The following is a 21,802-nucleotide window of genomic DNA, read 5'->3' on the forward strand; positions in this document are numbered from 1 at the left end:
GGTCCGGGGGAGTGGTCTCGTGTCGAATTCTTCGTGGCAGCCGGTCCCGTGGCAGGGGCAGCCGGGGCAGCAGCCTTCGATGCTGGCCGCGCACGCCGACCGGGAGCGGGCCGTGGACGTGCTGCGGGCGGGGTTCGCCGAGGGGCGGCTGCCGCAGGGGGAGTACGAGCGGCGGATCGAGCGGGCGTACCAGGCGCGCACCGTGGGCGAGCTGAGCATGCTCGTCGCGGACCTGCCGCAGGGGCCGATGCCGCAGCAGCAGATGATGGCGGGCGTGCCGCGGACGTTTCTGCCGCCGCCCGCGCCGGCCACCAACGGGAAGGCGATCGGGGCCCTGGTGTGCGGTGTGGGCACGGTTTTCAGCGGCGGGGCCTCCGCTATCCCCGCGGTGATTCTGGGCCACATGGCGCGCAAGGAGATCCGTGAGCGGGGCGAGGGCGGGGACGGCATGGCGGTCGCCGGTCTCGTGCTCGGATGGCTGGCGGTGGCCTTCTGGAGCCTGATCATCGTGCTGGCCGTGGTGTCGTCGGTCGGTCGCTAGGAGTCGTCGCGCCCGGCGTGTCCTGGCTCCGGGGTATTTGTTTTGACCACAGCGTATGAGATAGGTACGCTCAGACCTTGTGCCTGGGGTGTGCCTGGGCTCGTGTGCGTGTCATCTGCCGCACGGCGAGTCCGATCACGGCCACCGCAATCTGCCGCCTTCCCGCCCTTCGGTGGGGGTCTGCAGTATTCGACACACCCGACCGCGTGGGTCGGGAAAGTTCCAGGTTAGCTTTACTACTCGGCACACAGAAACCGGAGAAGTAGTGCCTACGATCCAGCAGCTGGTCCGGAAGGGCCGGCAGGACAAGGTCGAGAAGAACAAGACGCCCGCACTCGAGGGTTCGCCCCAGCGCCGTGGCGTCTGCACGCGTGTGTTCACGACCACCCCGAAGAAGCCGAACTCGGCCCTGCGGAAGGTCGCGCGTGTGCGTCTGACCTCCGGGATCGAGGTCACGGCCTACATTCCGGGTGAGGGACACAACCTGCAGGAGCACTCCATCGTGCTCGTGCGCGGTGGCCGTGTGAAGGACCTGCCCGGTGTTCGTTACAAGATCATCCGCGGTTCGCTCGACACCCAGGGTGTCAAGAACCGCAAGCAGGCCCGCAGCCGCTACGGCGCCAAGAAGGAGAAGTAAGAATGCCTCGTAAGGGCCCCGCCCCGAAGCGCCCGGTCATCATCGACCCGGTCTACGGTTCTCCTCTGGTGACCTCCCTCATCAACAAGGTGCTGCTGAACGGCAAGCGCTCCACCGCCGAGCGCATCGTGTACGGCGCCATGGAGGGTCTGCGTGAGAAGTCGGGCAACGACCCGGTCATCACGCTCAAGCGCGCGCTCGAGAACATCAAGCCGACCCTCGAGGTCAAGTCCCGCCGTGTCGGTGGCGCGACCTACCAGGTTCCGGTTGAGGTCAAGCCCGGCCGCGCCAACACCCTCGCGCTCCGCTGGCTCGTCGGCTACTCGCGCGCTCGCCGCGAGAAGACGATGACCGAGCGTCTGATGAACGAGCTGCTCGACGCCTCCAACGGCCTCGGTGCTGCCGTGAAGAAGCGCGAGGACACGCACAAGATGGCCGAGTCCAACAAGGCCTTCGCGCACTACCGCTGGTAGTCGCAACCCACATCGAGACCGAGAGAAGACTGAAGCCTTATGGCTACCACTTCGCTTGACCTGGCCAAGGTGCGCAACATCGGCATCATGGCCCACATCGACGCGGGCAAGACGACCACCACCGAGCGGATCCTGTTCTACACCGGCGTTTCGTACAAGATCGGTGAGGTCCACGACGGCGCCGCCACGATGGACTGGATGGAGCAGGAGCAGGAGCGTGGCATCACGATCACGTCTGCTGCGACGACCTGCCACTGGCCGCTCGAGGACAACGACTACACGATCAACATCATCGACACCCCGGGGCACGTCGACTTCACCGTTGAGGTGGAGCGCTCCCTGCGTGTGCTCGATGGTGCCGTGACGGTGTTCGACGGTGTCGCCGGTGTCGAGCCGCAGTCCGAGACGGTGTGGCGTCAGGCCGACCGTTACGGCGTGCCGCGCATCTGCTTCGTGAACAAGCTGGACCGCACCGGCGCCGAGTTCCACCGCTGCGTGGACATGATCTCGGACCGCCTGGGCGCCCAGCCGCTCGTCATGCAGCTCCCGATCGGTGCCGAGGCCGACTTCCAGGGCGTCGTCGACCTCGTCAAGATGAAGGCGCTCGTCTGGTCGGCCGAGGCCGCCAAGGGCGAGGCCTACGACACGATCGAGATCCCCGACACCCACAAGGAGGCCGCGGACGAGTACCGCGGCAAGCTCCTCGAGGCCGTCGCGGAGAACGACGAAGAGATCATGGAGCTGTACCTGGAGGGCCAGGAGCCGTCCGAGGAGCAGCTGTACGCCGCGATCCGTCGTATCACCATCGCCTCCGGCAAGTCCTCGGACACCACGGTCACCCCGGTGTTCTGCGGCACCGCGTTCAAGAACAAGGGCGTCCAGCCCCTGCTCGACGCGGTCGTGCGTTACCTCCCGACCCCGCTCGACGTGGACTCCATCGAGGGTCACGACGTGAAGGACCCGGAGAAGGTCGTCGCGCGCAAGCCCTCCGAGGACGAGCCCCTCGCGGCCCTCGCGTTCAAGATCGCGAGCGACCCGCACCTGGGCAAGCTCACCTTCATCCGGGTCTACTCGGGTCGCCTGAACGCCGGCACCGCGGTGCTGAACAGCGTGAAGGGCAAGAAGGAGCGCATCGGCAAGATCTACCGCATGCACGCCAACAAGCGTGAGGAGATCGAGTCGGTGGGCGCCGGTGACATCGTCGCCGTCATGGGCCTGAAGCAGACCACCACCGGTGAGACGCTGTCCGACGACAAGAACCCGGTCATCCTGGAGTCCATGGACTTCCCGGCGCCGGTCATTCAGGTCGCCATCGAGCCCAAGTCCAAGGGTGACCAGGAGAAGCTGGGTGTCGCCATCCAGCGTCTCGCGGAGGAGGACCCCTCCTTCCAGGTGCACTCGGACGAGGAGACCGGCCAGACCATCATCGGTGGTATGGGCGAGCTCCACCTCGACGTCCTTGTCGACCGCATGAAGCGCGAGTTCAAGGTCGAGGCCAACGTCGGCAAGCCGCAGGTCGCGTACCGCGAGACCATCCGCAAGACGGTCGAGAAGGTCGACTTCACGCACAAGAAGCAGACTGGTGGTACCGGCCAGTTCGCCAAGGTGCAGATCTCGATCGAGCCGATCGAGGGTGGCGACGCGAGCTACGAGTTCGTGAACAAGGTCACCGGTGGTCGTATCCCGAAGGAGTACATCCCTTCGGTCGACGCCGGCTGCCAGGAGGCCATGCAGTTCGGCATCCTCGCCGGTTACGAGATGACCGGTGTTCGCGTGACGCTGCTCGACGGTGCCTTCCACGAGGTCGACTCCTCCGAGCTCGCCTTCAAGATCGCCGGTTCGCAGGCGTTCAAGGAGGCCGCTCGCAAGGCCGGCCCCGTGCTCCTCGAGCCGATGATGGCCGTCGAGGTCACCACGCCCGAGGACTACATGGGCGAGGTCATCGGTGACATCAACTCCCGTCGTGGCCAGGTTCAGGCCATGGAGGAGCGGATGGGCGCCCGCCTCGTCAAGGGCCTGGTCCCGCTCTCGGAGATGTTCGGCTATGTCGGAGACCTCCGCAGCAAGACGTCGGGTCGCGCGAGCTACTCGATGCAGTTCGACTCCTACGCCGAGGTTCCGCGGAACGTCGCCGAGGAGATCATCGCGAAGGCCAAGGGCGAGTAACTCACCCGAGTTCACGCTTTAGGCTTGACTCCGGAGTTCTTGGGGCATTTCACGGCAACCTCCGTGAAATGCCCCGGGACCCGGCTTTCCAGCAAAGATCACCTGGCGCCGATGAAGTAAGGCGTACAGAACCACTCCACAGGAGGACCCCAGTGGCGAAGGCGAAGTTCGAGCGGACTAAGCCGCACGTCAACATCGGCACCATCGGTCACATTGACCACGGTAAGACGACCCTCACGGCCGCCATTACCAAGGTGCTGCACGACGCGTACCCCGACCTGAACGAGGCCTCGGCCTTCGACCAGATCGACAAGGCTCCTGAGGAGCGCCAGCGCGGTATCACGATCTCCATCGCGCACGTCGAGTACCAGACCGAGGCGCGTCACTACGCCCACGTCGACTGCCCCGGTCACGCCGACTACATCAAGAACATGATCACGGGTGCCGCCCAGATGGACGGCGCCATCCTCGTGGTCGCCGCCACCGACGGCCCGATGCCGCAGACCAAGGAGCACGTGCTCCTGGCCCGCCAGGTCGGCGTTCCGTACATCGTCGTCGCCCTGAACAAGGCCGACATGGTGGACGACGAGGAGATCCTGGAGCTCGTCGAGCTCGAGGTCCGTGAGCTGCTCTCCGAGTACGAGTTCCCGGGCGACGACGTTCCGGTCGTCAAGGTCTCGGCGCTCAAGGCGCTCGAGGGCGACAAGGAGTGGGGCGAGTCCGTCCTCAAGCTCATGCACGCCGTCGACGAGGCCATCCCGGCCCCGGAGCGCGACGTCGACAAGCCGTTCCTGATGCCGATCGAGGACGTCTTCACGATCACCGGTCGTGGCACCGTCGTCACCGGTCGTATCGAGCGCGGTGTTCTCAAGGTCAACGAGAACGTCGACATCATCGGTATCAAGGAGGAGAAGACCTCCACCACGGTTACCGGCATCGAGATGTTCCGCAAGCTGCTCGACGAGGGCCAGGCCGGTGAGAACGTCGGTCTGCTGCTCCGTGGCATCAAGCGCGAGGACGTCGAGCGCGGCCAGGTCATCATCAAGCCCGGTTCGGTCACGCCGCACACCGAGTTCGAGGCCCAGGCCTACATCCTCTCCAAGGACGAGGGTGGCCGCCACACGCCGTTCTTCAACAACTACCGTCCGCAGTTCTACTTCCGTACGACGGACGTGACGGGCGTTGTGACCCTCCCCGAGGGCACCGAGATGGTCATGCCGGGCGACAACACCGAGATGTCCGTCCAGCTCATCCAGCCGGTCGCCATGGAAGAGGGCCTGAAGTTCGCCATCCGTGAGGGTGGCCGGACCGTGGGCGCCGGCCAGGTCACCAAGATCAACAAGTAAGTCTCGCTTACCTGTTGGGCTTTGATGCCTGGTAGCTCCTAGAGCACCTGAGAGGGCCCGTACGACTTCGGTCGTACGGGCCCTTTCTGCTGTCCGGATACGAGGTGCCCGGATACGGGTGTCAGGCCCTGGCCTGCGTCGGCCGCCACAGCCACGGACGGGCGTCGGGGGAGAGGCCCGCGGCGACCGGGCCGCGGGCCGTGGCCGCGAGCGCCGGGCCGTCCAGGGTGACCGGCGCCGTGCCCGGCCGGGTCGTGCGGCCCCCGCGGTGCAGCTGGACGCGGCCGTCGGCGTCCCGGCCGAGGAGGTACGGTCCCGCGGCCACCACGGGACCGTAGCCGGGCAGGTCCACGCGGGGACCGCCCACGCACAGCAGCTCGGCGGAGGCGGGTGCCCGGTAGTAGAGCCGGCCCCCGGACGCGGCGACGGCGTCCCCCGGCACCGGAAGCCCCGACAGCGGCGCCGGCCCCTCGGGCGTCCAGTGGTGCACGGTGTCCCGGCCGGGCGCGTAGACGTGCACCCGCCCCTCGTGCACCACCGCCGTCAGACCGTCCTGCACGGGACCGCCGCCCAGGTCGCGCCACGGGGACCAGCCCCCGTCCCGGTCCCGCACCCGCGTGCTGAGGCCCTGGTCCGCGTTCCGTACGAAGAGGTGGACGCGGCCGTCCGGGGCGGCGACCGCGACGGGGACGCCGATGCGGCGGCCGCGGTCGGGGTCGGTCTCCGGGTTGCCGAGGCCCTTCCACACCCGCTGCTCGAGGGCCACGATCTCCCGCACGTCGTCCCCGTCGCGCACCGACGCGAGGCGCAGGCCGAGCACGAGGTGGTGGCCGCCGGGGAGCGGCACGGCGGACAGGGCAGGGGCGAGCGGGCCGCCGCCGAGGTCGACCGGGTCGGCGAATCCGCCGTCCTTCTCGTCGTAGCGGACGGCGCGCAGGCCGAGGACGCCGTACGCGGTGAGTCGTCCCTCTTCGTTCGGGAGCAGGGCGAGCCGGGGGCCGGGGTAGCGGTAGTGGGTGGCGCGGACCCAGCCTTTGCGGTTGGTGAGGGGGCGGTCGCCGCCGACGTTGTAGTCGCCGCAGCCGGACGGGTTCCCGCAGTCCCAGTCGGGCGCGGCGCCGTACGGGACGAGCTGGGCGGCCTTGGCCTTCAGGACCTTCGGCGGCAGGTTCTTCGGCCAGTGGTTGTTGTAGTAGCCCCGGAACGCGGCGACGGCGAAGGCGGGCGGGCCGTCCTTGGCGCGCTCGGCCCAGCGGATCAGCGCGGCCCAGGCGAAGGAGGCGACGGCCGTGTGGTCGGCGTGGTCGGAGTAGCCGGGCTGCTCGCTGTCGCGGATCCGCGTGATCCGGTCGCTGTGCTGGATGTCCGGGTCGGGGTCGAGGGTGTGCACGAGCGTGGGCCGGTACCGCTCGAAGAGCTCGACGAGGACGCCGATCAGCGATTCCCGCTCGTACGTCTGCACCGCGCGCAGCGGCGAACCCACCGGGACGAGGGTGCGCAGGCGCAGCGCCGGGTCGCGCCAGAGGGCGGGGACGCCCATGTGGCCCTCGGGGGTGTGCATGCCGAGGTTCAGGTGCACCAGCTCGGCGCTGCGGCCCTGGTGCTGGAGCGAGTCGACCTCGACCCGGAAGCCGCTGGGGAGCCGGGCGGCGCTGGTGGTCCAGCGGGTGAAGACGGGCAGGCCGAGCTGGGCGGCGTACGACTGGCGCAGGCCCTGGTGGCGGGCCGAGGAGTAGGCGGCCTTGTCGGGTGCCGGGTCGCGGTCGGCGGGTGTCTTGTTGCGTCCGTCCGCCTCGCCCGCGGTGACGTACACGCAGACGACCGGGGTGCCGGCGTCGAGGGCCTGCCGCGTGTCCGGGTTCATGAAGTACAGGTCGTCGTCGGGGTGGGCGAGGACCTGGAGCAGCAGGGCGCGCTCGGCCTGGGCGGCGGCCCGACCGGTGGCGGGGGAGGGGAGGCTCGCGCCCGCACCGTCGGCGGGCGCGGCGGGGGAGCAGGCGGAGAGGGTGCCGGCGGCGGTCAGGGCGGCGGCGCCGAGCAGGGCGGTGCGGCGGGAGGGGCCCGGCCCGATGGCTCGGGCGGGCTGGGTCGGGGCAGGTCTTTCCCGCACGGTGGCGCTCTCCGTTCGCGGCCGAGGCAGCGTACGAAAAGGGGGCGCTCGCCTCTGTTCAGGTGGGTCACCTCGACAGAGGGCGAACGGGACGGGCGGGTTCCGGTGACGTCAGTCTCTGTCCCAGGCCTTTGCCAAGGCGTCGACGCGCTCGCGGTACTCGATCGCCTCCTGCCACTCCCGCGGCCAGGGCGAAGGGCCGCGGTGCGCGCCCGCGAGGGCTCCTGCCAGGGCGGCGGTCGCGGCGGACGCGCCGGAGGTGTGCGCGGCGCGGCGCAGGGTCCAGCGCGGACCGTCGGTGACCAGGAACGCGTACAGGGCACCGGCGAGCACCTCGTCGGCGGTCCACGCGGCGCCGACGGCGGTGCCCGGCTCCCGGTTCGGGTCCTTGGTGGCGAGCGCGGCGGCCACGGTGTCCAGGGCGGTGAGGCACTCGTCCCAGCCCTGCGCGACGTACGCGGAGGGGCTCTCGGCGCCCGCCCGCGCGGCCAGGTCGCCGAGCCAGTCGGCGCGGTACGTCCAGCGGGACGCGGCGGCGTGGGCGCGCAGCGCTTCGATGAGCGCGGCCGGTTCGTGGCCGTGGGCGAGGAGGTGGACGGCGTGGGCGGCGAGGTCGCTCGCGGCGAGCGCGGTCGGGTGCCCGTGGGTGAGCGCGGACTGGAGCTGGGCGATGCCCGACCGCTGCTCGCCGCTCAGGTACGGGGTGAGGCCGACGGCGGCGGCCCGCACCACGGTCGCGCAGCCCTTCGACGCGAGCGCGGTGGCGGACTGCCAGGGCACCTGCCGCTCCAGGGCGGTGCAGGCGTCGACCGTGGTGCGGCCCGGTGAGCGGTCGTTGTCGGGGGAGCGCAGCCAGCGGACGAGGTGGGTGCGCAGCGCGGTGGTGGCGGCGTCCGGGGTGAGCCACGGCGGGGCGGGCAGCGCGCCGCGCGTGGTCAGGCTGTGCCGGGCCTCGGCCTCGGTCAGCGGCGCGCGGACGGCGACGTCGGCGAGCGCTTCGGCGGTGGCGAGGGCGAGCTGCGTCTGGTCGGAGACGCGGACGGACGCGCCGTCGTACAGCGGGAGTTCCATCCGCCGCCAGTCGCCGTACGTCGCCGTGATCCGGTCCATCGTCAGGTTGGACAGCGGGCGGCCCATGGCGTCGCCGACGGCCAGGCCGAGGAGGGCGCCGCGGGCGGCGGACCAGCGGCGTCCGGGGGCGTGCCGGTCGGCGAGTTCGTCGAGGAGGCGCAAGTGCGGGGCGGTGGCGACGGGGCCCGCGACGAGGTGGCCGGGGCCCGCGTCGGCGACGAGTTCCTGGAGGACGGCGGTGGGGGCGAGGCCCCGGGCCTTGGCGTCGGTGAGGCGGGGCCGCAGGTTGACTGCCTGGTGGCCGGCGTCGCGGCGGTCGATCTGGCCCGCGGCGCCGTCCTCGTCGTTGGCCCACACGTAGCCGGTGACGGTGCCCTTGGCGTCGGCCACGGCGACGTAGCGGACGGGCAGTTCGGTGGTGGACGCGTACCGGTCGGGTCCGCTCACGAGGTGGAACGAGAGGTCCTCCTCGAAGCGCGGGTTGATGTGTGCGCGCGGGACGAAGTGCGGGCCCGGACCGGCCGGCTGACTCACGTGGCGTTCCCTCCGACGGTTCCCGATCGGGTGCTGCTCGGGATCCGTCACAGACAAGCACACGCTTCCCCGTCGTCACCAGCCGGTCCGGGCCCTCAGCGGCGCCCTACACCCGCTGCCACAGGGCCGGCACGTTCGGCGGCTCCCAGCCGGACTGCGCCTGGTGGGCCTGGAGGCAGCGGTACGTGGCCCCGCCGTACGTCACCGTGGCGCCCGCCTGGTAGACGGTGCCGGCCGCCCAGGTGCCGCCGGGATCGCCAGGGTCGCCGGGGTCTCCCGGGTCGGAGCCGCCCGTCGTCCGCAGCGTCAGTCCGTAGTTCTGGAGGATCGGGTTGAGCGGCTGGAAGAACGTGGTGCCGCCGCTGGTGCAGTTGCCGGAGCCGCCCGAGGTGACGCCCTGCGCCTGGCTGCCGGAGATGAACGAGCCGCCGGAGTCGCCCGGTTCGGCGCACACCGAGGTGCGGGTGACGCCGGAGATGGTGCCCTCGGGGTAGGTGACGCTGGAGTTCAGCTGCTGCACGGTGCCGCAGTGCCAGCCGGTGGTGGAGCCGGAGCGGCACACGGAGGAGCCGACCGGCGCCTGCGTGGAACCGGCGACCTGGACGCTCGACCCGTTGACGTAAGGCGTCGCCGTCCAGGACGAGTTGGTGGCCACCCACGCCATGTCGTTGCCCGGGAAGACCGACGCCTGGAAGGTGCCCTGGGCGACCCGGTTCGAGCCGGTGGTGCTGCTGCCCGCCCGCCCGCAGTGTCCGGCCGTCGCGAAGCCCTGCTGGGTGCCGCGGGTGACGGGGAAGCCGATGGAGCAGCGGCTGGAGTTGTCGATGTAGTACGCGTCGCCGCCCCGCAGGTCGTACAGCGGGCGCGGCCGCTCGGCCGAGTCCACGACCCGTACGAGAGCGGCGTCGACCTTCGCGGCCTTCACGAGCGCGCGCACCGCGGACCGCCGACTCGCCTCCACCACAAGGGAGTTGGAGGGTACGTCGACGTACCAGACCGGGGTCGCCGCGGTGTCGTGGTGCTTCGCCGCCCGGTCGATGCGGGCCTTCGCCGCGTCGAGCACGGCCGACGTGTGCGGTACGACGGTGGCGCGGGCGCCCGCCGCCTCGATCCGGTCGACGTCGGCGGGGTCGGTCGTCGCGACGGTCAGCCGGTCGGACGCGGCGCCGCGCACCCAGGCGCCCGCGAAGTCCCGGCCGAGCGCGAGCCGGAGGCGGCCCGCGGTGGCGCCCGCCTCCGCCTCGTTGGCCAGGCGCTCGCGGGCCTGCGCGCGGTCCAGGCCGAGGTCCCGCTGCATCGCCGCGAGCAGGGCGGGCGGCGCGTCGGCCGTGCGCAGGGTCTCGGCGGCCGAGAGCGCGGGGGCGGCGCTCGCGGACCCGCCGAGCCCCGCGACGATCAGCGCGGCCGACGTGGTCAGGGCCGCGCACACGGCCCTGGTCCGTCTGTGGAGCATGGCGTCTCCTAGGTGTCGGGGGAGGTGCCGAAACCGTAGGAACGCGGGCTCGGGCCGCGTAAGACGTCAGTCGACCCCGGGGGCCGGCGTTATGGAAGCCCGCAGCGGGGGCCGGGCCGTCGTGCGGAGCGTGTCCGCGTGCGCGCCGCGCGCCTGCGTGAGGACGAGCGCGGCGGTGTCCGGGTGCTGCGCCCCGGGGTGCAGCCCGAGCAGGTGCCGCCACAGCAGCGGGGACCCGGCGAGGGGGCGCACGGTGATGCCGGGCGTCGGCGGGAACGTGGCCCGGCACAGGCCCACCGCCCGGCCGACCCGCACGAGGTGCGCGCAGGACGCGGTGTCCGTCTCGTACATGCGGCGCGGGGTGAAGCCGGCGCGGGCGCAGGCGGCGGTGAAGCAGTCGGCGAAGCAGCCGTCGCCGGGCACACAGGCCCACGCCTCGTCGGCGAGCGCGGCCAGGTCGACCTCGCTCAGGGCGGCCGCCGGGTGACCGTCCGGCAGCATCGCGCAGACCGGGTCGAGGGCGATCTCCCGCCACTCCAGGTGGGCGGGGCCCGGCGGGGGAGCGGAGCCGCAGGTGCCGAGCAGGGCGAAGTCGAGCAGGCCCTGGTCGACGTGGTCCGCGAGCTCCCGCTCGGACCAGGAGGCGCGGGTGGTCACGGCGGTGTCGGGCAGCTCCCGCGCGAGCCGGTCGACGAGGGCGCCGAGCAGCGGGCCGTGGGTGCCGCCGAGCCGCAGCCGCTCGCCGGCCCGCCGGGCGCGGGCGAACCGGGTGGCCTCCTGCTGGAGCCCGGAGACGGCGGGGAGCACGATCCCGGCCCGCTCCAGGACCAGCTCGCCGAGGGCGGTGGCGCGGACCCCGTGCCGACCGCGCTCGAACAGTTCTCCGCCGAGTACCCGTTCGATCCTGCGGAGCTGGGCGCTCAGCGCCGGCTGCGCCAGACCGAGTACGGTCGCCGCGCGGGTGAGGCTGCCCGCATCGGCGATCGCCCTGACCGTCCTGAGATGCCGCAACTCCAGCTCCATGAAGGGAGCTTGAGGCGTGCGGGCGGCGGGAGCAAGGGGTTGGTACAGGCCATTGCGGGGGCGTACGGTGAGGGGGTCCGGCGGCGCGCCCCGCACACCCCTGGTTTGACCTTCGTCACTGAGGGGGTACTCTCTTCGGCTCGATTGGCCCCGGACATGCCCTGTATGGCAGACTGTCGGGGTTGCTCGGTTGAGTGCCGATGCTGCGCGCCTCCCGCCGGGAGGACCGGAAGCGAGTCCCACAGTACTCGTCGCCCTATCTGTCGCCTGCGGCAGCACTGGGGCGGACGTACGGGAATCTTCCGGGAAGCTCAGTGCGGTTTCTCGACCAGGCGCTCGGTGGGTTTCTTCCCCCGATCACATGCGGCCCCGGGCCGCAGACCCCTTAGCAGGGAAATCCATGCGGATATTTCTGTCAGCGGGACTGCGACACGCCCGACCGCGTGGGGCGGAGGAAGTGTGAAACAGGGCCCCCGGGTTCCAGAGCGTTACGAGAGACAGGACTACTAAGTAGCCATGGCGGGACAGAAGATCCGCATCCGGCTCAAGGCCTACGACCACGAGGTCATCGACTCCTCGGCGAAGAAGATCGTCGAGACGGTGACCCGCACTGGTGCGTCGGTCGCGGGCCCGGTGCCGCTGCCTACCGAGAAGAACGTGTACTGCGTCATCAAGTCGCCGCACAAGTACAAGGACTCGCGCGAGCACTTCGAGATGCGCACGCACAAGCGCCTGATCGACATTCTCGACCCGACGCCGAAGACCGTTGACTCCCTGATGCGACTCGACCTCCCGGCCGGTGTCGACATCGAGATCAAGCTCTGAGGGCCGGTGATCTGAGAATGACGAAGCAGATCAAGGGCATCCTGGGCGAGAAGCTCGGCATGACGCAGGTGTGGGACGAGAACAACCGTGTTGTTCCGGTCACCGTCGTCAAGGCCGGCCCGAACGTCATCACCCAGGTTCGTACCAACGACGTCGACGGTTACGACTCCGTCCAGCTCGCCTTCGGCGAGATCGACCCGCGCAAGGTGAACAAGCCCCTCAAGGGCCACTTCGCCAAGGCCGACGTCACCCCCCGTCGCCACCTCGTCGAGATCCGTACCTCGGACGCGTCCGAGTACACCCTCGGCCAGGAAGTCACCGCCGAGGTGTTCGAGGGCGGCGTCAAGGTCGACGTGACCGGCCAGAGCAAGGGCAAGGGCTTCGCCGGTGGCATGAAGCGGCACAACTTCAAGGGTGGCAAGGCCTCCCACGGTGCCCACCGCATCCACCGCAAGCCGGGCTCCATCGGCGGTTGCGCCACCCCCGGCCGTGTGTTCAAGGGCACCCGCATGGCGGGCCGCATGGGCAACGAGCGGGTCACCACCCAGAACCTGACCGTCCACGCCGTTGACGCGGAGAAGGGTCTGCTGCTCATCAAGGGCGCGGTTCCTGGTCCGAACGGCGGCCTCGTCCTGGTCCGTACCGCGACCAAGGGGGCCTGAGGTAACCGATGAGCACTGTTGACATCCTTTCGCCTGCTGGCGACAAGGCCGGGTCCGTCGAGCTCCCCGCGGAGATCTTCGACGTCGAGAAGGTCAGCGTTCCGCTGATCCACCAGGTCGTCGTCGCGCAGCTGGCCGCTGCCCGTCAGGGCACGCACAAGACCAAGACCCGTGGCGAAGTCCGCGGCGGTGGCAAGAAGCCGTACCGCCAGAAGGGCACCGGCCGCGCCCGTCAGGGTTCGACCCGTGCGCCGCAGTTCGCCGGCGGTGGCGTCGTCCACGGCCCCGTGCCGCGTGACTACTCGCAGCGGACCCCGAAGAAGATGAAGGCTGCCGCGCTGCGTCACGCCCTCACCGACCGGGCCCGCAACGCTCGCATCCACGTCGTCTCCGGCGTGGTCGAGGGCGAGGTCTCCACGAAGGCCGCCAAGTCGCTGTTCGGCAAGATCTCGGAGCGCAAGAACCTGCTCCTGGTCGCCGAGCGCACCGACGAGGCCGCGTGGCTCTCCGCCCGCAACCTGCCCCAGGTCCACATCCTGGAGCCGGGCCAGCTCAACACGTACGACGTTCTCGTCTCGGACGACGTGGTCTTCACCAAGGCCGCTTTCGAGTCCTTCGTGTCTGGCCCCAAGGCCGCTGACACCGAAGGGAGCGAGGCCTGATGGCTACGCGTCACCCGAGCATTGCCTCCAAGGCTGCGAAGGCCGCCAAGGCCGCGCGCGTCGCCAAGGCGAAGCGCATTGCCACCGAGGGCAAGGTCGCCGTTGAGCCGACCCCGCTGAGCAAGTCCTTCTCGGACCCGCGCGACGTTCTCGTCAAGCCGGTCGTCTCCGAGAAGTCGTACGCGCTCCTCGACGAGAACAAGTACACGTTCATCGTCGCGCCTGGCGCCAACAAGACCCAGATCAAGCAGGCCGTCGAGACGGTCTTCTCGGTCAAGGTCACCGGCGTCAACACGATCAACCGTCAGGGCAAGCGGAAGCGCACGCGCACCGGGTTCGGCAAGCGTGCCGACACCAAGCGCGCCATCGTGACCCTTGCTGAGGGCGACCGTATCGACATCTTCGGCCAGGCCTCCTAACGGAGACCCTGGTCCGAATATCGGACGAGGACTGAGAAATGGGAATCCGCAAGTACAAGCCGACGACGCCGGGCCGCCGTGGCTCCTCCGTCGCCGACTTCGTCGAGGTCACGCGGTCCACGCCGGAGAAGTCGCTGGTCCGCCCCCTGCACAGCAAGGGCGGTCGTAACAACTCCGGTCGCGTGACCGTCCGCCACCAGGGCGGCGGCCACAAGCGCGCCTTCCGCGTGATCGACTTCCGTCGTCACGACAAGGACGGCGTGCCGGCCAAGGTCGCTCACATCGAGTACGACCCGAACCGCACCGCGCGCATCGCGCTCCTGCACTACGCGGACGGCGAGAAGCGCTACATCCTGGCCCCCCGTGGGCTCGCCCAGGGTGCCGTGGTCGAGAACGGCCCGGCGGCCGACATCAAGCCCGGCAACAACCTGGCGCTGCGCAACATCCCGGTCGGTACGACGATCCACTCCGTGGAGCTTCGTCCGGGCGGCGGCGCCAAGTTCGCCCGCTCCGCGGGTGCCTCCGTGCAGCTGCTCGCGAAGGAGGGCTCGATGGCCCACCTTCGTATGCCCTCCGGCGAGATCCGCCTGGTCGACGTGCGCTGCCGCGCCACCGTCGGCGAGGTCGGCAACGCCGAGCAGTCGAACATCAACTGGGGCAAGGCCGGCCGCATGCGCTGGAAGGGCGTCCGCCCGACCGTGCGTGGTGTCGTCATGAACCCGGTTGACCACCCGCACGGTGGTGGTGAAGGCAAGACCTCCGGTGGTCGCCACCCGGTCTCGCCGTGGGGCAAGAAGGAGGGTCGTACTCGTGATCGCAACAAGGCGAGCAACAAGTACATCGTCCGCCGCCGCAAGTCGAACAAGAAGCGCTAGGAGCGGGTTTAGATGCCGCGCAGTCTCAAGAAGGGACCCTTCGTCGACGGCCACCTCGTGAAGAAGGTGGACGCTCAGAACGAAGCCGGTACCAAGAACGTCATCAAGACCTGGTCCCGCCGCTCGATGATCGTTCCCAGCATGCTGGGTCACACGATCGCGGTGCACAACGGCAAGACCCACATCCCGGTGTTCGTCACCGAGTCGATGGTCGGCCACAAGCTCGGCGAGTTCTCGCCGACGCGCACCTTCCGGGGTCACGTCAAGGACGACCGGAAGTCGAAGCGCCGCTAAGGCGGGGTGGAATCGACTATGACTAACACCGAAGGGACAACCATGGAAGCCAGGGCCCAGGCGCGGTACATCCGCGTCACGCCCATGAAGGCCCGCCGCGTGGTGGACCTCATCCGTGGCATGGACGCCACGGAGGCTCAGGCGGTCCTGCGTTTCGCCCCGCAGGCCGCGAGCCAGCCGGTCGGCAAGGTGCTGGACAGCGCCATTGCCAACGCCGCGCACAACTACGACCACACCGACGCCTCCACGCTGTTCATCAGCGAGGCGTACGTGGACGAGGGCCCGACCCTGAAGCGGTTCCGGCCGCGCGCCCAGGGTCGCGCCTACCGGATCCGTAAGCGGACCAGCCACATCACCGTGGTCGTCAGCAGCAAGGAAGGAACCCGGTAATGGGCCAGAAGGTAAACCCGCACGGGTTCCGGCTCGGTGTCACGACCGACTTCAAGTCGCGTTGGTACGCCGACAAGCTGTACAAGGACTACGTCAAGGAAGACGTCGCCATCCGTCGGATGATGACGTCCGGCATGGAGCGCGCCGGCATCTCCAAGGTGGAGATCGAGCGCACCCGTGACCGCGTGCGTGTGGACATCCACACCGCTCGTCCCGGCATCGTCATCGGCCGCCGTGGCGCCGAGGCCGACCGCATCCGCGGTGACCTCGAGAAGCTCACGGGCAAGCAGGTCCAGCTGAACATCCTCGAGGTCAAGAGCCCCGAGACCGACGCTCAGCTGGTTGCTCAGGCCGTTGCCGAGCAGCTGTCCTCCCGCGTCTCCTTCCGTCGTGCCATGCGCAAGAGCATGCAGGGCACGATGAAGGCCGGCGCCAAGGGCATCAAGATCCAGTGTGGCGGTCGTCTCGGCGGTGCCGAGATGTCCCGTTCGGAGTTCTACCGCGAGGGCCGTGTGCCCCTGCACACGCTCCGCGCCAACGTGGACTACGGCTTCTTCGAGGCCAAGACGACCTTCGGCCGCATCGGCGTGAAGGTCTGGATCTACAAGGGCGACGTCAAGAACATCGCCGAGGTTCGCGCCGAGAACGCCGCTGCCCGCGCCGGCAACCGCCCGGCCCGTGGTGGCAACGACCGCCCGGCCCGTGGTGGCCGCGGTGGCGAGCGTGGCGGTCGCGGTCGTAAGCCGCAGCAGCAGCAGGCTCCGGCCGCCGAGGCCCCCAAGGCCGACGCGCCCGCCGCTGCCGCTCCGGCTGAGAGCACCGGAACGGAGGCCTGACCGAAATGCTGATCCCCCGTAGGGTCAAGCACCGCAAGCAGCACCACCCGAAGCGCAGCGGTATGTCCAAGGGTGGCACGCAGGTTGCGTTCGGCGAGTACGGCATCCAGGCGCTCACCCCGGCGTACGTGACGAACCGTCAGATCGAGGCCGCTCGTATCGCCATGACGCGTCACATCAAGCGTGGCGGCAAGGTCTGGATCAACATCTACCCGGACCGCCCCCTCACCAAGAAGCCCGCCGAGACCCGCATGGGTTCCGGTAAGGGTTCCCCGGAGTGGTGGGTCGCCAACGTCAAGCCCGGACGCGTGATGTTCGAGCTGTCGTACCCCAACGAGAAGATCGCGCGTGAGGCGCTGACTCGTGCGGCGCACAAGCTGCCGATGAAGTGCAAGATCGTTAAGCGCGAGGCAGGTGAAGCGTGATGTCGGCCGGAACCAAGGCGTCCGAGCTGCGCGAGCTGGGCAACGAGGAGCTTGTCGCCAAGCTCCGCGAGGCCAAGGAAGAGCTGTTCAACCTCCGCTTCCAGGCGGCGACGGGCCAGCTCGAGAACCACGGCCGGCTCAAGGCCGTCCGCAAGGACATCGCCCGGATCTACACCCTCATGCGTGAGCGTGAGCTCGGCATCGAGACGGTGGAGAACGCCTGATGAGCGAGAAGACTGTGACTGAAGAGACTGCCGCCCGCGGCTTCCGCAAGACCCGTGAGGGTCTCGTCGTCAGCGACAAGATGGACAAGACCGTCGTCGTCGCCGTCGAGGACCGCGTCAAGCACGCCCTGTACGGCAAGGTCATCCGCCGTACGAACAAGCTCAAGGCGCACGACGAGCAGAACGCTGCCGGCGTCGGCGACCGCGTCCTCCTGATGGAGACGCGTCCGCTGTCCGCCACCAAGCGCTGGCGCATCGTCGAGATCCTCGAGAAGGCCAAGTAATTCTCTGGGGGGTTTCCCCCGGAGTTCGTTCCGCCAGGCTCGGCAGGGGTTCCTAGAACCCCTGCCGGGAACCGGCAGACAATCAGGAGATAGACGTGATCCAGCAGGAGTCGCGACTTCGCGTCGCCGACAACACGGGTGCGAAGGAAATCCTCACCATCCGTGTTCTCGGTGGCTCGGGTCGCCGCTACGCGGGCATCGGTGACGTCATCGTCGCCACCGTCAAGGACGCGATCCCCGGTGGCAACGTGAAGAAGGGTGACGTCGTCAAGGCGGTCATCGTTCGCACCGTCAAGGAGCGCCGCCGTCCGGACGGCTCGTACATCCGCTTCGACGAGAACGCCGCTGTCATTCTCAAGAACGACGGCGACCCTCGCGGCACCCGTATCTTCGGCCCCGTCGGCCGTGAGCTGCGCGAGAAGAAGTTCATGAAGATCATCTCGCTCGCGCCGGAGGTGCTGTAAGCATGAAGATCAAGAAGGGCGACCTGGTCCAGGTCATCACCGGTAAGGACAAGGGCAAGCAGGGCAAGGTCATTGCCGCTTACCCGCGCCAGGAGCGTGTCCTCGTCGAGGGTGTCAACCGGGTCAAGAAGCACACCAAGGCCGGCCCCACGGCCACGGGCTCGCAGGCCGGTGGCATCGTCACGACCGAGGCGCCGATCCACGTCTCCAACGTCCAGCTGGTCGTTGAGAAGGACGGCAACAAGGTCGTCACGCGCGTCGGCTACCGCTTCGACGACGAAGGCAACAAGATCCGCGTTGCCAAGCGGACGGGTGAGGACATCTGATGACGACCACCACCAACCCGCGCCTGAAGCAGAAGTACCGCGACGAGATCAAGGGCAAGCTGCAGGAGGAGTTCTCGTACGAGAACGTCATGCAGATCCCCGGTCTGGTCAAGATCGTGGTCAACATGGGTGTCGGTGACGCCGCGCGTGACTCGAAGCTCATGGACGGTGCTGTCCGCGACCTGACCACCATCACGGGTCAGAAGCCGGCCATCACCAAGGCCCGCAAGTCCATCGCGCAGTTCAAGCTGCGCGAGGGCCAGCCGATCGGTGCCCACGTCACGCTTCGTGGCGACCGCATGTGGGAGTTCCTGGACCGCACCCTGTCGCTCGCGCTGCCGCGCATCCGCGACTTCCGTGGTCTGTCCCCCAAGCAGTTCGACGGCCGTGGCAACTACACCTTCGGTCTGACCGAGCAGGTCATGTTCCACGAGATCGACCAGGACAAGATCGACCGCGTCCGGGGTATGGACATCACCGTGGTCACCACGGCGACCAACGACGCTGAGGGCCGTGCCCTTCTCCGTCACCTCGGCTTCCCGTTCAAGGAGGCGTAAGCGAGATGGCGAAGAAGGCTCTGATTGCCAAGGCTGCTCGTAAGCCCAAGTTCGGTGTTCGTGGCTACACCCGCTGCCAGCGCTGCGGCCGCCCGCACTCCGTGTACCGCAAGTTCGGCCTCTGCCGCGTGTGCCTTCGTGAGATGGCTCACCGTGGCGAGCTGCCGGGCGTGACCAAGAGCTCCTGGTAATCCCCCAGTTGGGATTGCCGGAGTCTCTCGGTAAGTAAAGGGTCGGCAGAGCACCTGCCTCACATGGCTTAGGCTTGTGGGGTTGGGCTCTGTCGCCCTGACCGACTTACTACGCCGTAGGTCCCCGCGCCGCACCCGTCCCGCCCCTGTGTGGGGAGAGGGATGGCGCATACAGGAAACCCCGGCGAGAGAGGCCGAAGGCCAATTCATGACCATGACTGATCCGATCGCAGACATGCTTACGCGTCTGCGGAACGCGAACTCGGCATACCACGACTCCGTGTCGATGCCGCACAGCAAGATCAAGTCGCACATCGCCGAGATCCTCCAGCAGGAGGGTTTCATCACCGGCTGGAAGGTCGAGGACGCCGAGGTCGGCAAGAACCTCGTCCTGGAGCTGAAGTTCGGCCCGAACCGTGAGCGTTCGATCGCCGGCATCAAGCGCATCTCCAAGCCGGGTCTGCGCGTTTACGCGAAGTCCACCAACCTGCCGAAGGTCCTCGGCGGCCTCGGCGTGGCGATCATCTCCACGTCGCACGGTCTCCTGACCGGCCAGCAGGCGCAGAAGAAGGGCGTGGGTGGGGAAGTCCTCGCCTACGTCTGGTAGCGGAAGGGAACGGAGGAAACAGCTATGTCGCGTATTGGCAAGCTCCCCATCACGGTTCCCGCCGGCGTGGACGTCACCATCGACGGCCAGACGGTCACGGTCAAGGGCTCCAAGGGAACCCTGTCCCACACCGTTGCGGCACCGATCGAGATCGCCAAGGGTGAGGACGGCGTCCTGAACGTCACCCGCCCCAACGAGGAGCGTCAGAACAGGGCCCTGCACGGCCTGTCCCGCACGCTGGTGGCGAACATGATCACCGGCGTGACCACGGGTTACGTGAAGAAGCTCGAGATCAGCGGTGTCGGTTACCGCGTCGTCGCGAAGGGCTCCAACCTGGAGTTCTCGCTCGGCTACAGCCACCCGATCCTGGTCGAGGCGCCCGAGGGCATCTCGTTCAAGGTCGAGTCGCCGACCAAGTTCTCGGTCGAGGGCATCGACAAGCAGAAGGTCGGCGAGGTTGCGGCCAACATCCGCAAGCTGCGCAAGCCCGACCCGTACAAGGCCAAGGGCGTCAAGTACGAGGGCGAAGTCATCCGCCGCAAGGTCGGAAAGGCGGGTAAGTAAGCCATGGCATACGGGCAGAAGATTGCTAAGGGCGACGCTTACAAGCGTGCTGCCATCAAGCGTCGTCACATCCGGATCCGTAAGCACATCTCGGGTACGGCTGAGCGTCCGCGTCTCGTCGTGACGCGCTCGAACCGCAACATCGTGGCCCAGGTCATCGACGACGTGAAGGGTCACACCCTCGCGTCCGCGTCGACCCTGGACAGCTCGATCCGCGGTGGCGAGGGCGACAAGTCCGCGCAGGCCAAGTCGGTCGGCGCCCTGGTCGCCGAGCGCGCCAAGGCCGCCGGTGTCGAGGCTGTCGTGTTCGACCGTGGTGGTAACCAGTACGCCGGGCGCATCGCCGCCCTGGCGGACGCCGCCCGCGAAGCCGGGCTCAAGTTCTGAGCCGGTTCCGTAGCTAGCGGAAAAAGAGAGAGGTAATTCCAATGGCTGGACCCCAGCGCCGCGGTGGCGGTGCCGGTGGCGGCGAGCGGCGGGACCGGAAGGGTCGCGACGGTGGCAACGCCGCCGAGAAGACCGCGTACGTTGAGCGCGTTGTCGCGATCAACCGCGTCGCCAAGGTTGTGAAGGGTGGTCGTCGCTTCAGCTTCACCGCGCTGGTCGTGGTGGGCGACGGTGACGGCACCGTGGGTGTCGGTTACGGCAAGGCCAAGGAGGTGCCGGCCGCCATCGCCAAGGGTGTTGAGGAGGCCAAGAAGCACTTCTTCAAGGTCCCCCGTATCCAGGGCACCATCCCGCACCCGATCCAGGGTGAGAAGGCCGCGGGCGTCGTCCTGCTCAAGCCGGCTTCCCCCGGTACCGGTGTTATCGCCGGTGGCCCGGTGCGTGCCGTGCTCGAGTGCGCCGGCGTTCACGACATCCTGTCGAAGTCGCTCGGCTCCGACAACGCGATCAACATCGTGCACGCCACGGTGGAGGCCCTGCGTGGTCTGCAGCGTCCCGAGGAGATCGCGGCTCGCCGTGGTCTGCCCCTCGAGGACGTCGCCCCCGCGGCCCTGCTGCGTGCGCGTGCCGGGGCTGGTGCGTAATGGCTCAGCTCAAGATCACGCAGACGAAGTCGTACATCGGCAGCAAGCAGAACCACCGTGACACCCTGCGCTCCCTTGGTCTCAAGGGCATCAACACGCAGGTCGTCAAGGAGGACCGCCCCGAGTTCCGCGGCATGGTGCACACCGTCCGCCACCTCGTGACGGTCGAGGAGGTCGACTGATCATGGGTGAGCAGAACCCGCTCAAGATCCACAACCTCCGTCCGGCCCCCGGCGCCAAGACCGCCAAGACCCGTGTCGGTCGTGGTGAGGCGTCGAAGGGTAAGACGGCAGGTCGCGGTACCAAGGGTACGAAGGCCCGTTACCAGGTTCCGGAGCGCTTCGAGGGTGGCCAGATGCCCCTCCACATGCGTCTTCCGAAGCTGAAGGGCTTCAAGAACCCGTTCAAGACCGAGTTCCAGGTCGTGAACCTGGACAAGCTGGCTTCGCTCTACCCCGAGGGTGGCGAGGTCACGGTCGAGGGCCTGGTGGCCAAGGGTGCCGTGCGCAAGAACAGCCTCGTCAAGGTCCTCGGCCAGGGCGAGATCTCCGTGGCGCTGCAGGTGACGGTCGACGCCGTCTCCGGCTCCGCCAAGGAGAAGATCACCGCCGCCGGCGGTACGGTCACCGAGCTCGTCTGATTCCAGACAGTGGCTCGATGACATGAGCGATCCCGAGCGGGGATGCCCCACATAAGGGGCATCCCCGCTCGGTCGTTCCAAGGGGGGCAGTTACGCCGGTAAGGTGGCGTCCGCTGTTAAGTTCCGGGATCAGTGTGCCCCCGGCACCTATCCAGGCTCTTGGCCGTTAGAC

The 21,802-nt window shown here is 68.7% G+C and carries 30 protein-coding genes; 26 read left to right on the forward strand and 4 right to left on the reverse strand.

The window, feature by feature from the left end:
- Positions 1 to 19 precede the first annotated feature (19 nt).
- The 5 genes from ACTWJ8_RS23040 to tuf all read left to right on the forward strand — a co-directional run bounded on the left by ACTWJ8_RS23040 (position 20) and on the right by tuf (position 5,163).
- Positions 20 to 541 (forward strand): DUF1707 and DUF4190 domain-containing protein, encoded by a 522-nt coding sequence (locus ACTWJ8_RS23040; protein ID WP_443260160.1) that lies wholly within the window; start codon positions 20 to 22, stop codon positions 539 to 541.
- 265 nt (positions 542 to 806) lie between these two features.
- Positions 807 to 1,178 carry a 30S ribosomal protein S12 gene (gene rpsL, locus ACTWJ8_RS23045; RefSeq protein ID WP_003948652.1) on the forward strand — a complete coding sequence of 124 codons (372 nt, stop codon included), beginning with the start codon at positions 807 to 809 and terminating at the stop codon, positions 1,176 to 1,178.
- Positions 1,179 to 1,180: 2 nt separating this feature from the next.
- Entirely contained in the window at positions 1,181 to 1,651 is a 471-nt protein-coding gene (gene rpsG, locus ACTWJ8_RS23050; protein ID WP_111663838.1) for a 30S ribosomal protein S7, read from the forward strand.
- 39 nt (positions 1,652 to 1,690) lie between these two features.
- Positions 1,691 to 3,817, forward strand: coding sequence for an elongation factor G (gene fusA, locus ACTWJ8_RS23055; RefSeq protein ID WP_443260161.1), 2,127 nt, complete (start codon positions 1,691 to 1,693; stop codon positions 3,815 to 3,817).
- A gap of 152 nt (positions 3,818 to 3,969) precedes the next feature.
- On the forward strand, positions 3,970 to 5,163 hold the full coding sequence (gene tuf, locus ACTWJ8_RS23060; RefSeq protein WP_356374915.1) for an elongation factor Tu: 1,194 nt from the start codon (positions 3,970 to 3,972) through the stop codon (positions 5,161 to 5,163).
- Positions 5,164 to 5,284: 121 nt separating this feature from the next.
- Here the strand turns inward: tuf and ACTWJ8_RS23065 are convergent, their stop codons facing one another.
- From ACTWJ8_RS23065 to ACTWJ8_RS23080, 4 genes are all read right to left on the reverse strand, one after another.
- Positions 5,285 to 7,273: a PIG-L family deacetylase gene (locus ACTWJ8_RS23065; protein ID WP_443260162.1), complete on the reverse strand. Its 1,989-nt coding sequence runs from the start codon at positions 7,271 to 7,273 to the stop codon at positions 5,285 to 5,287.
- Between the two features lie 111 nt (positions 7,274 to 7,384).
- Entirely contained in the window at positions 7,385 to 8,878 is a 1,494-nt protein-coding gene (locus ACTWJ8_RS23070) for an ADP-ribosylglycohydrolase family protein (protein ID WP_443260163.1), read from the reverse strand.
- A 106-nt stretch (positions 8,879 to 8,984) separates the two neighbouring features.
- On the reverse strand, positions 8,985 to 10,331 hold the full coding sequence (locus ACTWJ8_RS23075; RefSeq protein WP_443260165.1) for a trypsin-like serine protease: 1,347 nt from the start codon (positions 10,329 to 10,331) through the stop codon (positions 8,985 to 8,987).
- Positions 10,332 to 10,397: 66 nt separating this feature from the next.
- Complete coding sequence (locus tag ACTWJ8_RS23080) at positions 10,398 to 11,354, reverse strand: LysR substrate-binding domain-containing protein (RefSeq protein ID WP_443260166.1); 957 nt, start codon at positions 11,352 to 11,354, stop codon at positions 10,398 to 10,400.
- 516 nt (positions 11,355 to 11,870) lie between these two features.
- Between ACTWJ8_RS23080 and rpsJ the strand changes: the two genes are divergently transcribed.
- The 21 genes from rpsJ to rplO all read left to right on the forward strand — a co-directional run bounded on the left by rpsJ (position 11,871) and on the right by rplO (position 21,630).
- A complete protein-coding gene (gene rpsJ / locus ACTWJ8_RS23085) occupies positions 11,871 to 12,179 on the forward strand; it encodes a 30S ribosomal protein S10 (RefSeq protein WP_003948644.1) in 309 nt (102 codons plus the stop codon).
- Positions 12,180 to 12,196: 17 nt separating this feature from the next.
- Positions 12,197 to 12,841, forward strand: coding sequence for a 50S ribosomal protein L3 (rplC, locus tag ACTWJ8_RS23090; RefSeq protein WP_356374901.1), 645 nt, complete (start codon positions 12,197 to 12,199; stop codon positions 12,839 to 12,841).
- 8 nt (positions 12,842 to 12,849) lie between these two features.
- The gene (rplD, locus tag ACTWJ8_RS23095; protein WP_356374898.1) at positions 12,850 to 13,503 is read left to right on the forward strand and encodes a 50S ribosomal protein L4; all 654 of its coding nucleotides are present in this window, start codon (positions 12,850 to 12,852) and stop codon (positions 13,501 to 13,503) included.
- The gene (gene rplW / locus ACTWJ8_RS23100) at positions 13,503 to 13,922 is read left to right on the forward strand and encodes a 50S ribosomal protein L23 (RefSeq protein WP_356374895.1); all 420 of its coding nucleotides are present in this window, start codon (positions 13,503 to 13,505) and stop codon (positions 13,920 to 13,922) included. The genes rplD and rplW overlap by 1 nt, the downstream gene beginning before the upstream one ends.
- Positions 13,923 to 13,960: 38 nt before the next feature.
- Positions 13,961 to 14,797 (forward strand): 50S ribosomal protein L2, encoded by an 837-nt coding sequence (rplB, locus tag ACTWJ8_RS23105; protein ID WP_356374892.1) that lies wholly within the window; start codon positions 13,961 to 13,963, stop codon positions 14,795 to 14,797.
- A 12-nt stretch (positions 14,798 to 14,809) separates the two neighbouring features.
- Positions 14,810 to 15,091, forward strand: coding sequence for a 30S ribosomal protein S19 (gene rpsS, locus ACTWJ8_RS23110; protein WP_055718840.1), 282 nt, complete (start codon positions 14,810 to 14,812; stop codon positions 15,089 to 15,091).
- Between the two features lie 42 nt (positions 15,092 to 15,133).
- Entirely contained in the window at positions 15,134 to 15,481 is a 348-nt protein-coding gene (gene rplV / locus ACTWJ8_RS23115; protein ID WP_356374889.1) for a 50S ribosomal protein L22, read from the forward strand.
- Positions 15,481 to 16,317, forward strand: a complete 837-nt coding sequence (gene rpsC, locus ACTWJ8_RS23120; protein ID WP_306320969.1) for a 30S ribosomal protein S3 — start codon at positions 15,481 to 15,483, stop codon at positions 16,315 to 16,317. The genes rplV and rpsC overlap by 1 nt, the downstream gene beginning before the upstream one ends.
- Positions 16,318 to 16,322: 5 nt before the next feature.
- On the forward strand, positions 16,323 to 16,742 hold the full coding sequence (rplP, locus tag ACTWJ8_RS23125; RefSeq protein ID WP_059424836.1) for a 50S ribosomal protein L16: 420 nt from the start codon (positions 16,323 to 16,325) through the stop codon (positions 16,740 to 16,742).
- Positions 16,742 to 16,966 carry a 50S ribosomal protein L29 gene (rpmC, locus tag ACTWJ8_RS23130; RefSeq protein WP_030759371.1) on the forward strand — a complete coding sequence of 75 codons (225 nt, stop codon included), beginning with the start codon at positions 16,742 to 16,744 and terminating at the stop codon, positions 16,964 to 16,966. The genes rplP and rpmC overlap by 1 nt, the downstream gene beginning before the upstream one ends.
- Entirely contained in the window at positions 16,966 to 17,250 is a 285-nt protein-coding gene (rpsQ, locus tag ACTWJ8_RS23135) for a 30S ribosomal protein S17 (RefSeq protein WP_018528358.1), read from the forward strand. The genes rpmC and rpsQ overlap by 1 nt, the downstream gene beginning before the upstream one ends.
- A 95-nt stretch (positions 17,251 to 17,345) precedes the next feature.
- Entirely contained in the window at positions 17,346 to 17,714 is a 369-nt protein-coding gene (gene rplN, locus ACTWJ8_RS23140) for a 50S ribosomal protein L14 (protein ID WP_003974257.1), read from the forward strand.
- Positions 17,715 to 17,716: 2 nt separating this feature from the next.
- The gene (rplX, locus tag ACTWJ8_RS23145) at positions 17,717 to 18,040 is read left to right on the forward strand and encodes a 50S ribosomal protein L24 (protein WP_356374883.1); all 324 of its coding nucleotides are present in this window, start codon (positions 17,717 to 17,719) and stop codon (positions 18,038 to 18,040) included.
- Positions 18,040 to 18,597 carry a 50S ribosomal protein L5 gene (gene rplE / locus ACTWJ8_RS23150; RefSeq protein WP_161304257.1) on the forward strand — a complete coding sequence of 186 codons (558 nt, stop codon included), beginning with the start codon at positions 18,040 to 18,042 and terminating at the stop codon, positions 18,595 to 18,597. Before rplX ends, rplE begins: the two co-directional genes overlap by 1 nt.
- Positions 18,598 to 18,602: 5 nt before the next feature.
- Complete coding sequence (locus tag ACTWJ8_RS23155; RefSeq protein WP_003948630.1) at positions 18,603 to 18,788, forward strand: type Z 30S ribosomal protein S14; 186 nt, start codon at positions 18,603 to 18,605, stop codon at positions 18,786 to 18,788.
- 208 nt (positions 18,789 to 18,996) lie between these two features.
- Positions 18,997 to 19,395: a 30S ribosomal protein S8 gene (rpsH, locus tag ACTWJ8_RS23160; protein WP_019888762.1), complete on the forward strand. Its 399-nt coding sequence runs from the start codon at positions 18,997 to 18,999 to the stop codon at positions 19,393 to 19,395.
- A 24-nt stretch (positions 19,396 to 19,419) separates the two neighbouring features.
- Positions 19,420 to 19,959, forward strand: coding sequence for a 50S ribosomal protein L6 (gene rplF / locus ACTWJ8_RS23165; protein ID WP_356374879.1), 540 nt, complete (start codon positions 19,420 to 19,422; stop codon positions 19,957 to 19,959).
- Positions 19,960 to 19,962: 3 nt separating this feature from the next.
- Entirely contained in the window at positions 19,963 to 20,346 is a 384-nt protein-coding gene (gene rplR / locus ACTWJ8_RS23170; protein ID WP_207824965.1) for a 50S ribosomal protein L18, read from the forward strand.
- A 41-nt stretch (positions 20,347 to 20,387) separates the two neighbouring features.
- A complete protein-coding gene (rpsE, locus tag ACTWJ8_RS23175) occupies positions 20,388 to 20,990 on the forward strand; it encodes a 30S ribosomal protein S5 (RefSeq protein ID WP_306320975.1) in 603 nt (200 codons plus the stop codon).
- On the forward strand, positions 20,990 to 21,172 hold the full coding sequence (gene rpmD, locus ACTWJ8_RS23180) for a 50S ribosomal protein L30 (RefSeq protein WP_005481207.1): 183 nt from the start codon (positions 20,990 to 20,992) through the stop codon (positions 21,170 to 21,172). The genes rpsE and rpmD overlap by 1 nt, the downstream gene beginning before the upstream one ends.
- A gap of 2 nt (positions 21,173 to 21,174) precedes the next feature.
- On the forward strand, positions 21,175 to 21,630 hold the full coding sequence (gene rplO / locus ACTWJ8_RS23185; protein ID WP_306320977.1) for a 50S ribosomal protein L15: 456 nt from the start codon (positions 21,175 to 21,177) through the stop codon (positions 21,628 to 21,630).
- Positions 21,631 to 21,802 lie beyond the last annotated feature (172 nt).

It is taken from the genome of Streptomyces sp. SDT5-1, assembly GCF_052245995.1.
Classification (GTDB): Bacteria; Actinomycetota; Actinomycetes; order Streptomycetales; family Streptomycetaceae; genus Streptomyces.